This window comes from Mesorhizobium sp. M1403, from assembly GCF_040317695.1.
GTDB lineage: Bacteria > Pseudomonadota > Alphaproteobacteria > Rhizobiales > Rhizobiaceae > Mesorhizobium.
The window spans coordinates 19,267-36,722 of record NZ_JAMYKY010000013.1 but is presented as its reverse complement, the minus strand read 5'-3'; the positions used below and the strand labels follow the sequence as shown (position 1 = coordinate 36,722).

Below are 17,456 nucleotides of genomic sequence, written 5' to 3'. Positions count from 1 at the left end.
GTTCCTTCCGGCGCCGCGCGAACCGAGACCGGACGCAGCAGGCGCTTTTACATGTTCAAGTTGCGGCCAGACTATCAGCGCCGGGCCGGATCACCAAGAGTGCTCGCGGCGAATTTTGCCGGCGGCGTTGTCTCGCCCTTGCCCTCGGCGGAGGATGGCGCGCCTTCCCGGTTGAATAGCCGGCTTCAATGAGGCATTTCTGAAATGGAGGGGTGAAACATTCGGGACAGCGGGCGGTTTTCCTGCTGCGAACCGGAAAACGGGTACGGGCTGCAACGCATGATCGTCACGCCATGAACTGGAGGCGCTATTTCTGGCCCGTCATCGGCATCGCCGCGGTGGTGTTCTCGCTGTGGCTGTTGCTGCACGAATTGCGCGGCATCTCGCTCGACGACGTCTGGGACGGCATAGTCGCCATCCCGGCTCGTGGCTGGGTGCTCGCGGCGCTGAGCTCGGTCATCGCCTATGCCTCGCTCGCCGGTTACGACCACATCGCGCTTCTGCATATCGGCAAGAAAGTCTCGTGGCTGTTCGTCACCTTCTGCTCGTTCACCACCTACGCGCTGTCGCACAATATCGGCGGCTCGGTGTTTTCCGGCGCGGTGATCCGCTACCGCGCCTATGGCACCAAGGGCCTGACCGGCCAGGATGTCGGCATTCTGGTGGCGATCTGCTGGATCACCTTCGTGCTGTCGACGCTGTTCGTCTCAGGCATCGTCCTGCTGCTCGAGCCCGAGGTGATCGACCGTTTTTCCGGCACGCCGCATCACAAGCTGTCGCAAGCGGCGGGGCTCGCCATGCTGCTCGTCGTGGCGGCCTATGTCTTCGGCAGCTGGCTGCATCTCAGGCCGCTGAGGATCGGCAGCTTTCAGCTGCACTATCCGGCGCTGCCGATCGTCGCGCGGCAATTGCTGGTCGGCCCGATCGAGCTCCTGGCGGCGGCGGCGATCATCTTCTTTGCCCTGCCCGCCGCCGGCAATCCCGGCTATTTCGTCGTGCTCGGCGTCTTCCTGGTGTCGTTCTCGATCGCGCAGATCTCGCATGCGCCAGGCGGGCTCGGCGTGTTCGAGGTCGTGTTCTTGGCCGGACTATCGCATATGGACCAGGTCGGCGTGCTGGCGGCGCTCCTGGTGTTCCGTCTGTTCTACCTGATCATCCCGCTGCTGATCGCGCTCGGCGTCGTGCTGTATTTCGAGCACTCGCAATACAGCCGCGGTGAGAAGTGAAGCGCCAAAAGCCCACGATTGAACCCAGACACAGGGTTGACTATTTTCCGGCGGCGGCTACAAGGCACGCGCGGCGACATCGTCGCCCTGCCGCGTGGTTTTCAACAGCCGCGCCAGCTGGGGAATAGGTTAACGGTAGACCCACGGACTCTGACTCCGTTAGTCCTGGTTCGAATCCAGGTTCCCCAGCCAAATTTGTTTGCGTTAATTTGTAGGTTTGCCACACACCTCAGTCGACCGGATGCGCTTGTCTTGATATGGCGGTAGCGCAATCTCTGTAAAGCCGACCCGTCAATCAGTGGCCGAAAGGGCTCGTGTTAAAAGGGGAACTCGGATGCGTGCCCGTTCGGCTTTCTTCCTCGCACCCATCGCTCCGGCCATACTGCCTGGCTACAATCTGCACTTACATCGCCCTGAGACGGTCGCAATATCAGGTTTCATTTTCGTCTGCCTTGTATTCTACGTCCTGGAAATAGCGGTCGGGATACCCACTTTCTATTTCCTTGCGCGGCAGCGGTGGCAGTATTTTTGGGCTTACACGGTGGTTGGATTTCTTAGAGTTTTTATTTCGATATTTGTTCTTTGCCTCATCCGATGGAACGAAACATACGCCATTGGCCCAGTTCTCTATGCCTGCGCCTACGTGGGAATATTCGGTGGCTGTACAGGCTTGATTTTCTGGCTTCTGGCACGACCAGACAAGGCACTCCGGAAGCACGAGCCATTAGTGGCATAACGGGAATTGTCTGCCGCGTCGCCGATGTCGCGGTTTTCGATGCGCCCGTGGGGCCGAGAGCATCGCCGGGCAAATCGGCAAAGCCGTGAAACCGGAAAACGAGGCAGGCGGCGAAAAGAAAATAGCACTGTCACGGTAATCCGCACGGCGGTGATGATCAGGCGGGCGTCGGGGCGGATTTGCAGCGCCAAACTCCTTCTGTGCCCTAACCTATCCGGTGCAACTGGCCACCCATATTCATCAGGTAGCCGACACGAATTTTCGGCATAGCCCTTTGCTCTTCGGGAACGTAACCAACCCCCATGGGGAAGTTTCCGAAAGGGGCGTGATTCTTGCCCGCGAGATAGAGGAGCAGCGTTTCCGTAACCGCCGTTAGGCCCTCAATCCACGCCGACATGAATGCGGCAAGATCCGTTTCCTCTAGGGGGGTCTTGGGATGAACAACTGCGATTGAAGGCGGATAAACTTTTCCGTCTGGTCTGAGCTGAAAATCCCTCGCCACGATCCGTTGATTTTCTTTACGGTGTTCGACGCAATGTCGAGCGTTGCGAACCTGATGCCCAAAGAGTGCCACAGCCTTTGCGTATGCCGTTGATGGGTCGGTCTCTCCAAAGGCTTTTGTAAAGGTTACAGCGAGATTGTCAGGAAATTTTCCTTCGGCTTTCATTTGCGGACCGTAAAAAATTTCAGCCAGGCGATATATTGCCTGAAGCGTGTGTTCCGCCTTCTGGATGAACGTATTCGCTCGAGTCTCGACCTCCGTAACGGCCGGCAATCTCGTCGGATCTTTCGACGCCTCAATATCGGCAATTCGCTTTTCTTGGTCTGCCTCAAGATGATCCAGAACCTTCTGCGCCGCCAAAAGCTGAGTCATGATTTCGGCCGACATCAACACCACTCGGTCTCTTAACTTCGCATCCGGGAAATGAGTTTTGGTAAAAAGTGCGTCCGCCGACAGCAACGTTCGGGCAACGATGTCGGATTCAGAACCGGCCTCGGCGAATAATTGCTGAGTGTTGGGAAGATTAATATTCGTGCGATCAGGATCAATTTGATCCGCAAGCCTTATTTCATGAACTGAGCTCTGCTTTATTATAAAGAGCGAATCCGTGGTCGCGACCATATTCAGGACCGCTGATCCGTCCCCCTTGCCGCCGATTGTCATTGAGAACGCGGCTTCTCGTTGTGCATCGATTGGACGCTTGGGTGGCTTACTCATTGTCACACATAGCTTACGATACCGCCGTCAGGATCAGCCCGGCGATAACCTTCACCGACAACAGCATCACAACCAGAGCCAGCAGGATCGTGCCCAGAGACATGGCGACGTTGTAGACCCATTCGCGCCTCGGATTCGACGGGTGCAAAATCGTCTGGGGAAGGAAAGTCTGAAGATAAGCCAAGATCGCCAGGCCGATGACTAGCGAACAAATCGATAGTATGTTGCTGCCGGTTTTCAGATAGCCAGCCCAAAATGCGGATAGCAGAATCAGGTATTCGAAGAACTCCAGGATGTGTTGAGCCACATCTCTCACCATCGCGGTCTTAATCGAAAACGGTGTGAAGAATTGTTGCGCTTTCATCGTCGTTCCTCAGACAAATCAGGTCGGCAAATGGAATGTCATCTGAGGTGGCGTTTTCGGTCCCACTCCAATTGCTCAATGTGCTGAGGTTCAAGCCTGACAACCCATGTGTTTCCATCACGGCGGTCGAGGGCGAAGTTCCAGGATCCCTTATCCGGGCTCGGACCGCTCATATCCTTTCCTTGAATTACGGTGACAGTGCACTTTTTACCATGTCGCCCCCGCCGCATGGTGCACCTTGCCCGCGCTCCCGGTCTGCCGCATCCCCCAGCACCTCACGGGCGAGCCAAAGTGTTTTCACGTCCGAAGACCACGTGTTCCACAAGAACTGCTCATCGAGTATTGCCGCGTCGCCGATGTCGCGGTTTTCGATGCACCCCTGGGCTGAGAGCATCGCCGGACAAATCGGCGAGCCATGAAACCCGGAAACGAGCCAGGCGGCGAAAAGAAAATAGTGCACTGTCACCGTAATCGCACCGTAATCGCTCGTGGACCGACGCGACCTGCGGCAGGTCATCCTGGCACGAAGAGCCGGGACATGATCGGCTGGAGATGGACGCATGACAACCACCGCAAAATGCGGGTCTGGATGATGACCTCTGGCAGCCAAACCCCGTCCGCGTTAGAATGGGACAGGGAGACATTCACCAACCCAGCAAGGGAGGTCCGCCATGAAAGTCAAAGACGCAATGCATAAGGGTGTCGACTGGGTCAGCCCCGAAACCGGTGTCACCGAACTGGCGAAAATGATGCGAGCCCAGGATATCGGGTCGATTCCCATCGGAGAGAACGACCGACTGATCGGAATGGTGACCGACCGCGATATTGTCTGCAAAGGACTGGCGGAGGATGGTTTCGACGGCCGCACCGCAACGGCGCGCGATGTCATGACGGCCGGCATTCACTGCTGCCGCGAAGACGACGATCTGGCCAAGGCCGTACGGCACATGGAGGAACTGAAAATCCGCAGGTTGCCGGTGATCAACAAGAATATGCGAATGGTCGGCATCCTTAGCGTCGGCGACGTCAGTCAGTCGGCACCGAAGGAAATGGTGTCCGAATACGTCAAGAGCGTTTCCGCCCACCACCACTGAAGGGCGGCTCGCCGTGCGCTAAGGCCTCAGTCTGCCGCCGCGCTGGCCACAGCGCGCCGGCAGAAATGTCCGGTCATCGAGGCCGACGCCGACATTTCATGCTACAACTCTACACAGCACTGCCGAGAAGGAGCGCCGCGACAAAATGGCGGCGTCCATAAAGCAGTCGCCCTGACCTTAATCGCAGCCGTGGCGCACCGGAAAGCCCGCCGGCTGGAGCGTCTGCAGTCGCCAGAGTGTGGGTAACTTTATGCAGCCTTCAGGTTAATCACCCGCATCACTGCGACCGCTGTTCCGTTGTTCGTAGCAGCCTCCTTCGTGCGCCCGTGCAGCCAAATAGTCAAAACACAATTGAGCAGGCCAACGCCTGGCCTGCGCGCGTTCTGGCGTGCCGCTGTCCTACACCGCCGAAGTGCTTCGCGCGTCTTGGCGGCTCGCTGCGGCTGGCTGCGCATGGCCTGCCTGCCACACCTCTTGACTGTCCGAGCGGGTTAGATACTTTTTGCTGCGTGCCTTGAGAAAAGCGGTGCCGGGCACCTTGGTCAGCCGCGTGATAACCGACGAATGGGTGAGCCCTCACGTCGAAGAGAAAGAAGAAACAGCACCAGCTCTTGGTGGCCGCTGCCTAAAGCGAAACCGAAAATGACCTAGATTGTTGATGCGACGCGGGAAATTGGCCGCTAAGGATGAATTACGGTGACAGTGCACTTTTACCATGTCGCCTCGGCCGCATGGTGCACCTTGCCCGCGCTCCCGGTCTGCCGCATCCCCCAGCACCTCACGGGCGAGCCAAAGTATTTTCACGTCCGAAGACCACGTGTTCCACAAGAACTGCTCATCGAGTATTGCCGCGTCGCCGATGTCGCGGTTTCGATGCACCCGTGGGCCAAGAGCATCGCCGGGCAAATCGGCAAAGCCGTGAAACCCGGAAAACCAGAGCAGGCGGCGACAGAAAATAGTGCACTGTCACCGTAATTCCTTCCATGGCTTCAAACAGCAAGAGGCGCGGGCGAGACCGCGCCTATTCCAACGGGGTCGCCTATTCCCTAGATTGTCGAAACTATGACTGCCGTGAAATCAGTGGGCGGAAAGACCCTTCCACTTGTATCCTGAGCCCCCTGCATAACGACGATGTATTCTTGTCCAACCTGCTTGATCCAATAGCTACTTGTTATGTATGGCACGTTATGGCAATGGGATATTACCGGGACAAAATTTCCCTTGTACTTTTCATCTATTTCAAACGATAGTATACTATCTTTCCACGATGTCACATTTTTCGAATGCTCTGCCAAATTTCCCTCTTTTATTCTGGCTGATGCAAGAATTACAGACATGATCATCCCTCCCATTCATGATTACACTTCTACCCGGTTGTGGACTAAAGATATGCTATTTTCTTGGAGAAAGGGCATTTGCGTCCCCCGCCTCGCCAACAGCGAATGCTCGATCCCCAATACCTTCCGCACACTCGCCAGTGCCGCCTCATTCACCTCGATATACGCGACGATGTACCATTCGCCGTTTTCTTCCCTGGCCATGCCCATCGGCTCGGCCCGCCATTTGAGCGCGCCATGGTGGGGCATGAAGTAGGTTTCCTGGACGCCGCCGACGGCGCTGAGGCCCTCGTCTAGAGCGTATTCCATCACCGCGCAGCACAGCTGCGTCAGCGTTCCCCTCAGTCCGGCAGTTCGCTTGTCGGGAACGACGAATGTGCGGGTCCATTCGGCCCAATCGGGACGTCTTGGGACGCCCGATTTTTCGCACATGTGAGAAAAAACCTCCGAGACCATGTGCGGCTCGCTCGTTGGGATCAATCGAGCCGAAGTCACTACGCGATCGTCTTCAATGCCCAGCAGGTATGTCGCCGCGTCTGTATCGAATTGATCCAGTTCGCGACCATCCGGGCTCGGAGGGCGCCAGCGTTTTTATGCACGAAGAAGTCGTGCCGCCGGCGCAGAAATTCGTCGAATTCGTTTTCGTAGAGATGCTTGTTATGCGCGTTGACTACGTGGGCCGTTATCATGGCGCGATCCCCCGATCGTTCTCGCGGCGGATATTTGCAGCCTCGCTAATGTACGTCACCTGTCCGATGGGACAGTTGACGCGTTTAGGGGTGGATCAGGCGCCGGCGCACTGCCTCGACGACCGCCTGCGTGGTCGTTGCGACGCCAAAAGCCTCACGGGCCCTTGTCGAATGCCATTTGACCGTTCGCTCGGTCAGACCGAGGATTTGGGATGTTTCCGACGAGGTCTTGCCGGCTGCGGCCCACAACAGCACCTCTTTTTCGCGGTCGGTCAGCATGCCTTCATCGTCATCATTGTCATCCGCCAAGGCCTGGATCGACATGCCGGCATAGACCGCCATGGTCACCAGTTGCACCTGATGGCGTGGCGAGAGATTGCAGGACTTCGCGGAAGAGGCAAACGACAGCACGGATTGCCAATGGTGAATGCTGAGCATCGGTACAGCGAAGCCGCTCCAGATCCCGAACTCCGTTGCCTCGCCGGCGACGCGTCGTGAACCTTCCGTATCCGACCACTTTGCCGGTACTTCGGACCAAAGGAACGGCTTCAGGGTCTTTGCCGAGTAAATGCAAACACCATCAACCGCGGCATGCTCGGCTTCGACATAGCGTTCGAACCAGCCGGCCGGCCAGCCATTCAGTTCAACCATCGGCGCAAGTTTCTGGCCACTGAGCGGCACACCGCTCAGGATAAGATGCTCGAAGCCGAGATTCCTCACGGTTTCAAGAAGGTCGCTCAGCAGCGGCCCGGTGGCTGTATGTTTCCTGCAGCGTTCGACAAAGTCGAACACGTCTGAATCGATCATCACAGAGACCCCCGTCCCCCATGCCGGAAAGCAGTGTACCTTAAATTAGCGACTTCGAATATCCCAATAAGCGCGTCCGGCACGCAAGACGGGTGGACCAAAGTCAGCTAAATCAGCCAGATTGCGATCACCCACACAGGACCCCAAGCATGACGCCACCACTGCCGAAACGAAACGAGCCGTTCCGGGCCGGCGAAACCGCACTGCTGCTGGTCGACATGCAGCGCGTCTGGCTGGAGCCCGGCGCCGATCCGGCGCATCCGGAGCGTGGTCCCGATCACTATTTCTACCGGCAGACGGCGTCGCAAACGATCCCCCACCAGGAGCGCCTGCTGGCGGCGGCGCGGGCCAACGGCGTCGAGGTGATCCACACCATCATCCAGAGCCTGACCCAAGATGGCCGCGACCGCTCGCTCGACCACAAGCTGACGCCGATCCATATCGCGCCGAGCCGGCCGGAGGGCCTGCCGGTGCCGTCGCTGGCGCCGGTCGGCGACGAGATCATGCTGCCGAAGACATCGTCGGGCGTCTTCAACTCAACCAACATCGACTATGTCCTGAAAAACCTCGGCGTGCGTTACCTGATCGTCGCCGGCATTATGACCGACCAGTGCGTCGACATGGCGGTGCGCGATGCCGCCGATCGCGGCTACCTCGTCACCTGCGTATCGGACGCTTGCGCCGCCGCCTCGCAGGAGCGCCATGATGGCGCGCTCGAGGCGTTCGGCGGCTATTGCTGGATCGCCGACACCGCCATCATTACTGCCCGTTTCGAAGCCTTGGGAAAAGCTACATGACATCGACCGTCGAACCGCTCGTTGCCGTCGTCACCACCGACCTTTCGGCGATCATGCGCGGCCGCTCCGTCGTCGAAAGCAAGCTGCAGAAGATCGCCGCGACCGGCGTCGGCTGGCTGCAGGCCAATCTGTCGCTGACGCCCTTCAATTCCATCGTCGACCCCAATCCCTGGGGCTCGTCCGGCGATGTGCGGCTCATTCCCGATCTCAACGCGCGGTTTCGCACGGCGCTGACCGGATCGCCGACACCGTTCGACATGGTCGCCGGCAACATCGTCGAACTGGACGGCAGCCCGTGGGTCGGCTGTACGCGGACCATGCTGAGCGATGCGCTGGCGGAGTTGAAGGCGGCGACCGGGCTTTCCGTCATCGCCGCGTTCGAGCATGAATTCCATATCGAGGGCGACTTTGGGCCGGCTCATTCGATGTCGTTGGCCGCATTGCGCCGCGCCGATCCGTTTGCCGCCAATCTGATGGCGGCGCTAGCGGAAGCCGGCGTCGCGCCCGAAGTGGTGATCGCCGAATTCGGCACCGACCAATTCGAGGTGACATGCGAGCCAGCCGATGCGCTCGCCGCGGCCGATCGCGCGGTCGCCATCCGTGAGATCACGCGCGAAGTCGCGCGATGTGCCGGCTGGCGGGCGAGCTTCGCGCCCAAGACCGCGCCGGATGCCGTCGGCAACGGCGTCCACATCCATTTCAGTTTCGTCGACGAGGCCGGCAAGCCGGCGACCTACGATCCGGCCCAGCCGGGCGGTCTTTCCAGCCGGACCGCTTCGTTCTGCGCCGGCGTGCTGCGCCATTTGCCCGCGATCACCGCCATGACGGCGGCGAGCGTGTCGTCCTACTACCGGCTGAAGCCGCATAGCTGGAGTTCGTCCTACACCTGGCTTGCCGACCGCGACCGCGAAGCGTCCTTACGCATCTGCCCGACGGTGACCATCGGCGGGCGCGATCCGGCGCGGCAGTACAACATCGAATACCGGGCAGCAGACGCCACCGGCAATCCCTATTTGTCGCTGGCGGCGATCGTCCGGGCCGGGCTGGAAGGGCTGAAGGCCAAGCTGCCGGCGCCGCCGCTGGTCACCGGCGACCCGACGCAGATGAGCGCCGCCGAACGCAAGAAGCTTGGCCTCGTGCGGCTGCCGGAAACGCTGCCGGCGGCGCTCGACGCGCTCCTCGCCGACAAGACCGTGACCGGATGGTTCGCGCCGGTGTTCGTCGAGACCTTTGTCGGCCTCAAGCGGCATGAGAGCGGGCGGCTCGCCGGTCTGGACCCAGTGGCGGTCTGCGACCTCTACCGGACGCTATATTGATGGCTGAGCAGCTTGCTAGCGCCATCCTACCGGAAGGTTGGCCTCCAGCGGTCGAAGCAATCAACGAAACGGGGCGTTCCGATATCGTTTTGATATGCGAGCACGCGTCCAATCATATTCCGGCCGAGTATGCGCGGCTCGGTCTCGACAGCAGCCATTTGCAGCGCCATATCGCCTGGGATATCGGCGCCGCCGAAGTTACCCGCGCTCTGTCGAAGCTGCTCGATGCTCCGGCTTTCCTCAGCTCCTATTCGCGGCTTTTGATCGATCTCAACCGGCCGCTTGGTTCCAGCGGCAGCATTCCGGTGCTATCTGAGGACACCGGCATCCCCGGCAATGTCGGCCTCGATCCGGAGGAACGAAGCCGGCGCGCCGAAATCCTGTTCGCGCCGTTTCACGACCGCGTGGCCGCCCATCTCGACGACCGGGCGAGGCAGGGCAGAGCGACGCGGATCGCGGCGATTCACTCCTTCACGCCGGTCTACCTCAGTGTTGGCAGGCCCTGGCACGCCGGCGTGCTTTACGATCGGGCAGTCGATTTCGGCCAGGCAGTGCTTGCCGGCCTGCGCGCCGACAGTGCGCTCAACGCCGCGGCAAACGAGCCCTATGTGATCAGCCGCGACGGCGACTATGCCATACCGGTCCATGGCGACGATCGCGGCATTCCCGCAATCCTCATCGAGATCAGGCAGGATTTGCTGGCGGGCCGCTCCGGCATCGAGGAATGGGCGAAGCGGCTGGCCACAGCGTTACCGGCGCAGACAAAGGCTTTGTGAACAAGCTCGGCTCAGTAGCGCAATGCGAGAGCCGAGCCGTCGGTGAAAAGCCTCCACCCGTCCTCAGGAGAAGATTTGCGACAGTTCTTCGACGCTGGTGCCTTCCTTGACCTGACGCAGCTCGACATAGCTGACCGCCGTGGCCACCGACAGCACCATCGACAGTACGGTCGACACCAAGGCTGCCGCCACATCGGCAATGATCCCACCCAACATGACGATGACTGCCAGCATCACCCACTGGATGACCATCGCGATGATCATCAGGATCAGGAAGAGGCCAAATAGCGGCCAGCGGTTGCCCTTGGTCAGGACGCGGCTGCGAGACATCGAACCGAACACGCCAAGCCGCTCCTGGATCAGAACCGGCACCGCCACGCACCATCCGAGCCACAAGATGATGCCGGGAACCAGCAAGGCTATCGACGCCAGGCCCGCACCCAGGGCGACGAGCAGGCCAATACCAAGGGTCGGCAGCAAATTGCGAATGGCTATCTGAATGCAGTCGCCAAAGGTCGGCCGCTTGCCGTTCAAGTCCTCGATCGTCGCCCGCACCAGCGCCGACTGGAGCAGCAGCGCGAAAACGAAGGATAGCAATCCCGCAATAACCGCAATCCATGAATTCCGAAACATCATCGAGGGATCGGCCGCGGCGCCGGGGTCGCCCTGCAGAACCGCATCTAGTTGCGGTTGGCTCCACAGCCGAAGAATAATCGCCGGCAAGCCTGAAAACAGCAGCGCGAGCCCAAGGCACAGGCCGATGTTGCGGCCGATCACGGCGAAGCTGTTGTTGAACACTCTGCCGATCTCGAATTTCTCAGGCCGTTCCAATGTCGTTGAAGCCATGATTTCCCCCGTGTTTCGCCGTAACAGTATCACGGCGCCCTAATAGCAATTCTGCCAAGATTAACCGTGGGCGTCCAGCCCACTTGCAATTCTTGTGCTGCATTGTCAGTGTCGGCTGGGAACTGCAGGTTGCAGGGGAGCGGGTGACGGTGGCACAGCCAGGCACAGCGGAAGCCGAATGGCTGACCAATCTGCACAAGCAGCTGATCGCCGATGAGTCGATCCAGTTCGACCTGCCGGCCTATGTGCCGCCCCAGCCGCCCGACTGGCTGAAGCCGCTGCTCGATCTTTTGTCATCGCTCGGTCCCTACATGATCTATCTGTTCTGGGGGGCGGTGATATCGGGCGCCGCAATCATCCTGCTTTTGGTCTTCCTCGAGGTGAAAGGCATCGCCTGGCGGCTGCCGTGGCAGCGCGCGCGGCCCGAGGCCGAGGCCGAAGAGACCTGGCGCCCCGACGCCGGCGCCGCGCAGATCCTGCTGTCGGAAGCCGACACGCTGGCCGCGCGCGGCGACTATGACGAAGCGGTTCACCTTTTGCTTCGGCGCAGCGTCGCCGATATTGCTGGCCGGCTGCCGGACTTCCTGCGCCCGTCGCTCACCGCGCGCGACATCGCCAATGCCCCTTCCCTGCCGGGAAGGGCACGCCATGCCTTTACCGAGATCGCCCGCATTGTCGAGGCCGCGCTGTTCGCGCGCCGGCCGGTCGGCGCGGAAGGCTGGCGGCAAGCACGCGGCGCCTATGAACGTTTCGCCTTCCGGGATGCCTGGACGTGAGCGCACCGGCGGTCGAGGCGCAGGAGCCGTTCAATCGAAAGACACTGTTTTGGGGGATTTTCGCCAGCCTGCTTGCGGCTGCCGGTTTCTTCCTGCTGTCCACCTATGCCCCCGATTTCCGGCAACCCGGCAATGGCGGCGCCACGCCGCTGTCGAAAAGCGGCGTCGGCTACGCCGGTCTGGCGGAATGGCTGAAGCTGACCGGCGAACCGCCCTTCATGGCGCGGACCGAGGACGATCTCGGCACCGACATGCTGCTGATCGTCACCATCTCGCCCGACAGCGATCCGGAGGCTCTCGACCACATCCTCAACCTTCGTCAGGACCAGAACACGCTCTTCGTGCTGCCCAAATGGCAGATCCTGCCGCTGCAGGAGCACGAAGGCTGGAATATGAAATTCGGGCGATTGCCCGGTTCGGTGGTGAACGAATGGCTTGGCCGGATCGCCGATGCAAAGATCGGTGCTGGCCAGAGTACGCCAAAGCAACTCGACATCGAGGGCCAGCTCGTCAACACCCCGCACGAATTGCAGTGGGTAGCGGACGAACACCCGGTCATTGCAGCCGGCAAAGGCCAGGCCGTCCTGACGCAAGTGGAGAACAAGCCGTTCTATATCCTGACCGACCCCGACCTGATCAACAACGCCGCCCTCAAGGATCCCGACAAGGCGGCAGCCGCGCTCGGGCTGATCGCCTTGCTCCAGCCGGACGACGGGCCGGTGATGTTCGATCTGACGCTGCACGGCGCGGGGCGGAAGTATGATCTGGCCAAGCTTCTGGTCGAGCCGCCCTTCCTGGCGCTGACACTGACGATCCTGGTCGCTGCGGCGCTGGCGTTCCTGCATGGCCTCGGCCGATTCGGCCCGCCGCGTGCCGACCAGCGTGCAATTGCTTTCGGCAAGCGTGCGCTGGTCGATACGACGGCGATGCTCATGCGGCGTGCCGGCCGGCTGGACGAGCTGGGAAGCCGCTATGCGGCCTTGATGCGGGTGCGCGCCGGCGCGCTGCTCGGGGCACCGCAAGGGTTGCAAGGCACAGCGCTCGACCACTGGCTCGACTCTCGCGATAAGGAGCAAGCTGGCGGCTTCACGATGCGCTCGCAAGCCGCCGGCGAGGCCAAGAACTTGGCGCAGATGCAACAGGCAGCTGAGCGGCTGCACGACTGGACAGCAAGGAGGCTCGGTGAACGTCGATGATGTGAAGGCCCTGGCGACACGGATCAGGGAAGAAGTGGCCAAGGCGATTACCGGGCAGCACGATACGGTCGACCTGATGCTGACCGCCTTGTTTGCAGGCGGGCATATCCTGCTCGAAGGCCCTCCCGGCACGGCCAAGACAATGACCGCGCGCTGCTTCGCCCAAGCGCTTGGGGTCGCCTACGGGCGGATCCAGTTCACACCGGACCTGATGCCCGGCGACATCGTCGGGTCGAACATCTACAACTTCCAGACCGGGCAGTTCACGCTGACGCGCGGCCCGATCTTCTGCGATCTCCTGCTTGCCGACGAAATCAACCGCACGCCACCCAAGACGCAAGCCGCACTGCTCGAGGCGATGCAGGAACATGCGGTCACGTTCGACGGCACCACGCATTCGCTCGGCCGCAACTTCATGGTCGTCGCGACCCAGAATCCGATCGAGCACCAGGGCGTCTACCCCCTGCCCGAGGCACAGCTCGACCGCTTCCTGTTCAAGCACCGCGTCAGCTATCCCGGCCCCGAGGAAGAACGGGCCATCATCGTCTATCACGGCGGCGGCTCCGCCTCGCACGACATCGCGCAATATGGCATCGAGGCGCAGACGGACCGCGAGACGCTGCAGGAGGCACTTGCAACCGTCGGCTCCGTCACCCTCGTCGACGATGTCGTCGGCTATATAGCGGCGCTGGTTCGGGCTACGCGCGAAAATGCCGATCTGGAAGTGGGGGCCAGCCCGCGCGCGGGCGCCATGCTGGCGCGGGCGGCGCGTGCCCGGGCGGCGCTCGACGGACGCGCCTATGTGATCCCCGACGACGTCAAGGCGCTGGCAGTGCCGGCGCTGCGCCACCGCGTCATCCTTTCGCCTGCCGCCCAGATCGATGGCCGCCTGGTCGAGCAGATCGTCTCCGACCTGGTCGACCAGACGGAAGCACCACGTTGATCTATCCCAGCGGCCGAGCAGTGTGGGCAGCAGCGGCCGGCGCGGTGCCGGCCTTCCTGGTCGCGCTGGCACTGCCGTCGTTCTGGTATCTGGGATTGCTGTGGAGCTGCCTGCTGCTTGCCTTCCTGGCGGTGGATGCCGCGGCCGGACGCGGGCGGGCATCGCTGAATGCCAGCATCGATGCGCCGCAGCAGGTCGGTGTCGGCGGCGACTTCAGCGTACAAATTGCCGCCCGTCATTCGGGGCGGCCGCGCATCGCGGAGGCTCGCGTCGGCCACGATGCGCGTCTGGCGCCGGTGAGCGACAGCGGTGGGACATTGCTGCCAACCCCCGGAGGCGGGTCGCTCGACCTTCGCTTCCAGGCGCTGCGGCGTGGGATCGCCAGCTTCGACCGTCTTTGGGTGCGCTGGCGCGGGCCGTTCGGGCTGGTCTGGAACCAGGTCGTGCTGCCGGTGGAAAGCAAGGTTGCGGTGCTGCCCGACGTCAGCAGCGCCCGCGGCGAGGCGATCACGCTGCTGCAACATGCGGCGCGTGCCGAAGGCCATGCGCAGCGCCGCGCTGGTCAAGGCCGCGAGTTCGACGCGCTCAAGGATTACCAGCCGGGCATGGGCCGGCGGATGATCGACTGGAAGCGCAGCGCCCGCCACGGCAAGCTTTTGGCGCGCGAGTTCCGCATCGAGGAGAACAACAATATCGTGCTGGCCATCGATAGCGGACGCCTGATGTGCGAGCCCGTCGACGGTGTGCCGAAGGTGGACCGGGCGGTGACGGCCGCCCTGCTGTCGGCATTCATCGCGCTGAAGGGCGGCGACATGGTCAGCCTGTTCGGCTTCGATGCACGGCCGCGCGTTTCGAGCGGCGCGGTACGCGGCCCCGCCAGCTTTGCGATGATCCAGAAACGGGCCGCGGAGATCGACTATTCCAGTGAAGAGACCAACTTCACCTTGGCGCTGACGACGCTGGCGGCGCGGCTCGACCGCCGTTCGCTGGTCATCGTCTTCACCGATTTCGTCGATCCGATCAGTGCCGAATTGATGCTGCGCACCGTGGGCCGGCTCACCGAACGGCATCTCGTGCTGTTCATGCTGATGAAGGACACCGAACTGGAGGGCCTGGCCGACATGCCGCCACGCTCCGGCGAGGACGTTGCCCGCGCGGTCGTTGCCGGAGGGCTCTTGCGCGAAAGGCAGGTCGTCATCGGCCGGCTGCGGCTGCTCGGGGCGCATGTCATCGAAGCCAACCACAACCGGCTGGGTCCCGCGCTGGTCGAGCGTTATCTGCAGTTCAAGCAGGAGGATCTGTTGTGACGGCGCCAGTACCCGGCAGTGCGGTACGTGGCGACGCGGTACGCCAGTCGTTGGCCAGCTTTCGCCGCGAGCGCGAGGCCGACTGGAAAGCATTCGAGGCACTGCTGGCGCGTGTCGAGAAGCGTGCGCCGCGCACGCTTTCCGAAGAGGAGCTGCTGTCGCTGCCCCTACTCTATCGATCGGCGCTGTCTTCCCTTTCGGTGGCGCGGGCGACCTCGCTCGACAACGCGCTGGTCGCCTATCTCGAAGCGCTGTCGCTGCGCGGTTATTTCTATCTCTATGGCGCACGCCGCGGGCTGCGGCAGCGCCTCGCCGATTTCTTCCTGCACGACTGGCCCGAAGCCATTCGCGACCTGTGGCGCGAGACATTGGTTTCGGTCGCGCTGATGGTGATCGGCATTGGTGCAGGCGCCTGGCTGGTGGCATCCGACAAGAGCTGGTTCGACGCGATCATCCCGTCCAGCCTGGCAGGGGGCCGCGGTCCAGATGCTTCGGCCGAACTGCTGCGCAGCATGCTTTATGATGGCGACAATGGCTTTCTCTCAGGCTTTGCCGTCTATCTGTTCACGCACAACGTCCAGGTCGCGATCCTGGCCTTCGCCCTCGGCTTTGCCTTCGCCGTGCCGACGGTACTGCTGATGCTGTTCAACGGCTGCATGATCGGCGCGTTGTTCCAAGTCTATTGGTCCAAGGGGCTCGGCATGGAGCTCGGCGGCTGGCTGGCCATCCACGGCACCACCGAATTGTTCGCAATCGCTTTGGCCGGCGCGGCCGGCATGCGCATCGGCACCAGCATCGCTTTTCCCGGCGAATTGACACGCATGGCGGCAGCGGCTCGTGCCGGACGCATCGCCGCGAATGCTATGGTCGGGGTCTCGGTCATGCTGCTGTTTGCCGGGCTGCTCGAGGGCATTGGCAGGCAGACCATCACCAGCGACGTCACGCGCTACGCCATTGGCGGTGGCATGCTGGCGCTGTGGATCGGTTACTTCTACCTGTTCCGGGTGGTGCGGCATGGCGATCGGTAGACGCGCCGCCTTTGCGGCTATACGGCCGCTGATCACGCCCGAGGGCGTCGATCTTCGGATAAAGCTGGCCGACGCCGGCACGCGGGCTGCCGCCTTCCTCCTCGACTTCGTGTTCATCGCGGTGGCTGCAATCGTGATCACGATCGTCGCACTGTTCGGGGTGGGAGGCCTTGGCAGCGAGGGGTTTCAGCCGCTCTTCGTCGTCTGGATCATCCTGATCTTCTTTCTGCGCAACGCCTACTTCATCGTCTTCGAAGCGGGCCGGCGCGCGGCTACGCCCGGCAAGCGGATCGTCGGCATCCGGGTCGCATCGCGCAGCGGAGACGGCCTGTCGATCGACCAGGTCATCGCCCGCAACCTGATGCGCGAGATCGAAGTGTTCCTGCCGCTGTCGATCATCGTCGGACGCAGCGGCACCGACCTTGCCGACACGCTGACGACGGTGTTCGGACTGGTGTGGACGCTGCTGTTTGCCTTGTTTCCGCTCTTCAATCGAGACCGCATGCGGATCGGCGACCTGTTGGCGGGGACCTGGGTGGTCGAGGCACCGAAGCGCGCCTTGCTGGAAGATCTGTCGGCCCGGCAGGATGCCGGCACTGGCGCGTTCCGATTCAGCCACGCCCAGCTCGACGCCTACGGAATTGCCGAACTCCACAAGCTGGAGGAAGTGCTGCGCCGCGACGACTATTTCGCGTTGCGGACGGTGGCCGAAACGATCGGACGCAAGATCGGTGCGGCGCCACAAGCCCATGACGCGCGGGCGTTCCTGACGGCCTACTACGGGGAGTTGCGGGCACATCTCGAACGCAAGCTCCTGCTGGGCAACCGCAGGGAAAACAAGCACCAGCGTTAGATCAGGCGTGGGAATGCACGAAAAGCGTGCGCAGCAGCCCATTGCCACCGAAGATTGATGCTTGACCGGTGCCATCTTCTCCCGCAAATTCAGTCTCGCGGGGTTGAAATGCCTATCCGTCCGAGGGTGCTCGTGTTCCCTATCCT

At 61.6% G+C, this 17,456-nt stretch carries 17 protein-coding genes and 1 tRNA gene; 12 read left to right on the top strand and 6 right to left on the bottom strand.

What is annotated here, in order from left to right:
* Positions 1-293: 293 nt before the first annotated feature.
* Both NKH01_RS20495 and NKH01_RS20490 read left to right on the top strand, forming a co-directional pair.
* On the top strand, positions 294-1,226 hold the full coding sequence (locus tag NKH01_RS20495) for a lysylphosphatidylglycerol synthase domain-containing protein (protein ID WP_353022090.1): 933 nt from the start codon (positions 294-296) through the stop codon (positions 1,224-1,226).
* Positions 1,227-1,344: 118 nt separating this feature from the next.
* A tRNA-Gln gene (locus NKH01_RS20490) sits at positions 1,345-1,418 on the top strand.
* A 749-nt stretch (positions 1,419-2,167) separates the two neighbouring features.
* On the opposite strand, the gene NKH01_RS20485 is transcribed toward NKH01_RS20490, so the two are convergent.
* The 3 genes from NKH01_RS20485 to NKH01_RS20475 all read right to left on the bottom strand — a co-directional run bounded on the left by NKH01_RS20485 (position 2,168) and on the right by NKH01_RS20475 (position 4,011).
* A complete protein-coding gene (locus NKH01_RS20485) occupies positions 2,168-3,127 on the bottom strand; it encodes a hypothetical protein (protein WP_353022088.1) in 960 nt (319 codons plus the stop codon).
* A gap of 67 nt (positions 3,128-3,194) precedes the next feature.
* Positions 3,195-3,545 carry a hypothetical protein gene (locus tag NKH01_RS20480; RefSeq protein ID WP_353022084.1) on the bottom strand — a complete coding sequence of 117 codons (351 nt, stop codon included), beginning with the start codon at positions 3,543-3,545 and terminating at the stop codon, positions 3,195-3,197.
* Between the two features lie 187 nt (positions 3,546-3,732).
* The gene (locus tag NKH01_RS20475) at positions 3,733-4,011 is read right to left on the bottom strand and encodes a hypothetical protein (protein WP_353022081.1); all 279 of its coding nucleotides are present in this window, start codon (positions 4,009-4,011) and stop codon (positions 3,733-3,735) included.
* Positions 4,012-4,216: 205 nt separating this feature from the next.
* On the opposite strand from NKH01_RS20475, the gene NKH01_RS20470 reads away from it, so the two are divergent.
* A complete protein-coding gene (locus NKH01_RS20470) occupies positions 4,217-4,639 on the top strand; it encodes a CBS domain-containing protein (RefSeq protein WP_353022078.1) in 423 nt (140 codons plus the stop codon).
* 1,358 nt (positions 4,640-5,997) lie between these two features.
* Here NKH01_RS20470 and NKH01_RS20465 read toward each other — a convergent pair.
* Both NKH01_RS20465 and NKH01_RS20460 read right to left on the bottom strand, forming a co-directional pair.
* The gene (locus NKH01_RS20465) at positions 5,998-6,489 is read right to left on the bottom strand and encodes an acyl-homoserine-lactone synthase (protein WP_353022179.1); all 492 of its coding nucleotides are present in this window, start codon (positions 6,487-6,489) and stop codon (positions 5,998-6,000) included.
* A gap of 260 nt (positions 6,490-6,749) precedes the next feature.
* Positions 6,750-7,472 (bottom strand): LuxR family transcriptional regulator, encoded by a 723-nt coding sequence (locus tag NKH01_RS20460; RefSeq protein WP_353022076.1) that lies wholly within the window; start codon positions 7,470-7,472, stop codon positions 6,750-6,752.
* Positions 7,473-7,621: 149 nt separating this feature from the next.
* Between NKH01_RS20460 and NKH01_RS20455 the strand changes: the two genes are divergently transcribed.
* The 3 genes from NKH01_RS20455 to NKH01_RS20445 are packed head-to-tail and all read left to right on the top strand — an operon-like array spanning position 7,622 to position 10,361.
* Positions 7,622-8,269 carry a cysteine hydrolase family protein gene (locus tag NKH01_RS20455; RefSeq protein ID WP_353022073.1) on the top strand — a complete coding sequence of 216 codons (648 nt, stop codon included), beginning with the start codon at positions 7,622-7,624 and terminating at the stop codon, positions 8,267-8,269.
* Entirely contained in the window at positions 8,266-9,585 is a 1,320-nt protein-coding gene (locus tag NKH01_RS20450) for a type I glutamate--ammonia ligase (RefSeq protein ID WP_353022068.1), read from the top strand. The genes NKH01_RS20455 and NKH01_RS20450 overlap by 4 nt, the downstream gene beginning before the upstream one ends.
* Positions 9,585-10,361, top strand: coding sequence for an N-formylglutamate amidohydrolase (locus NKH01_RS20445; RefSeq protein ID WP_353022065.1), 777 nt, complete (start codon positions 9,585-9,587; stop codon positions 10,359-10,361). Before NKH01_RS20450 ends, NKH01_RS20445 begins: the two co-directional genes overlap by 1 nt.
* A gap of 63 nt (positions 10,362-10,424) precedes the next feature.
* Here NKH01_RS20445 and NKH01_RS20440 read toward each other — a convergent pair whose 3' ends face one another.
* Positions 10,425-11,207, bottom strand: coding sequence for a hypothetical protein (locus tag NKH01_RS20440; protein ID WP_353022062.1), 783 nt, complete (start codon positions 11,205-11,207; stop codon positions 10,425-10,427).
* 149 nt (positions 11,208-11,356) lie between these two features.
* Between NKH01_RS20440 and NKH01_RS20435 the strand changes: the two genes are divergently transcribed.
* Genes NKH01_RS20435 through NKH01_RS20410 form a run of 6 tightly spaced genes read left to right on the top strand, consistent with a single transcriptional unit; the run spans position 11,357 to position 17,310 of the window.
* Positions 11,357-11,983, top strand: a complete 627-nt coding sequence (locus tag NKH01_RS20435; protein WP_352587875.1) for a DUF4129 domain-containing protein — start codon at positions 11,357-11,359, stop codon at positions 11,981-11,983.
* The gene (locus NKH01_RS20430; RefSeq protein WP_353022059.1) at positions 11,980-13,179 is read left to right on the top strand and encodes a DUF4350 domain-containing protein; all 1,200 of its coding nucleotides are present in this window, start codon (positions 11,980-11,982) and stop codon (positions 13,177-13,179) included. The genes NKH01_RS20435 and NKH01_RS20430 overlap by 4 nt, the downstream gene beginning before the upstream one ends.
* On the top strand, positions 13,166-14,122 hold the full coding sequence (locus NKH01_RS20425) for an AAA family ATPase (protein WP_353022057.1): 957 nt from the start codon (positions 13,166-13,168) through the stop codon (positions 14,120-14,122). Before NKH01_RS20430 ends, NKH01_RS20425 begins: the two co-directional genes overlap by 14 nt.
* On the top strand, positions 14,119-15,429 hold the full coding sequence (locus NKH01_RS20420; RefSeq protein ID WP_353022055.1) for a DUF58 domain-containing protein: 1,311 nt from the start codon (positions 14,119-14,121) through the stop codon (positions 15,427-15,429). Before NKH01_RS20425 ends, NKH01_RS20420 begins: the two co-directional genes overlap by 4 nt.
* Positions 15,426-16,457: a stage II sporulation protein M gene (locus NKH01_RS20415; RefSeq protein ID WP_353022052.1), complete on the top strand. Its 1,032-nt coding sequence runs from the start codon at positions 15,426-15,428 to the stop codon at positions 16,455-16,457. The genes NKH01_RS20420 and NKH01_RS20415 overlap by 4 nt, the downstream gene beginning before the upstream one ends.
* Entirely contained in the window at positions 16,444-17,310 is an 867-nt protein-coding gene (locus NKH01_RS20410) for an RDD family protein (protein WP_353022049.1), read from the top strand. Before NKH01_RS20415 ends, NKH01_RS20410 begins: the two co-directional genes overlap by 14 nt.
* Positions 17,311-17,456: the final 146 nt, after the last annotated feature.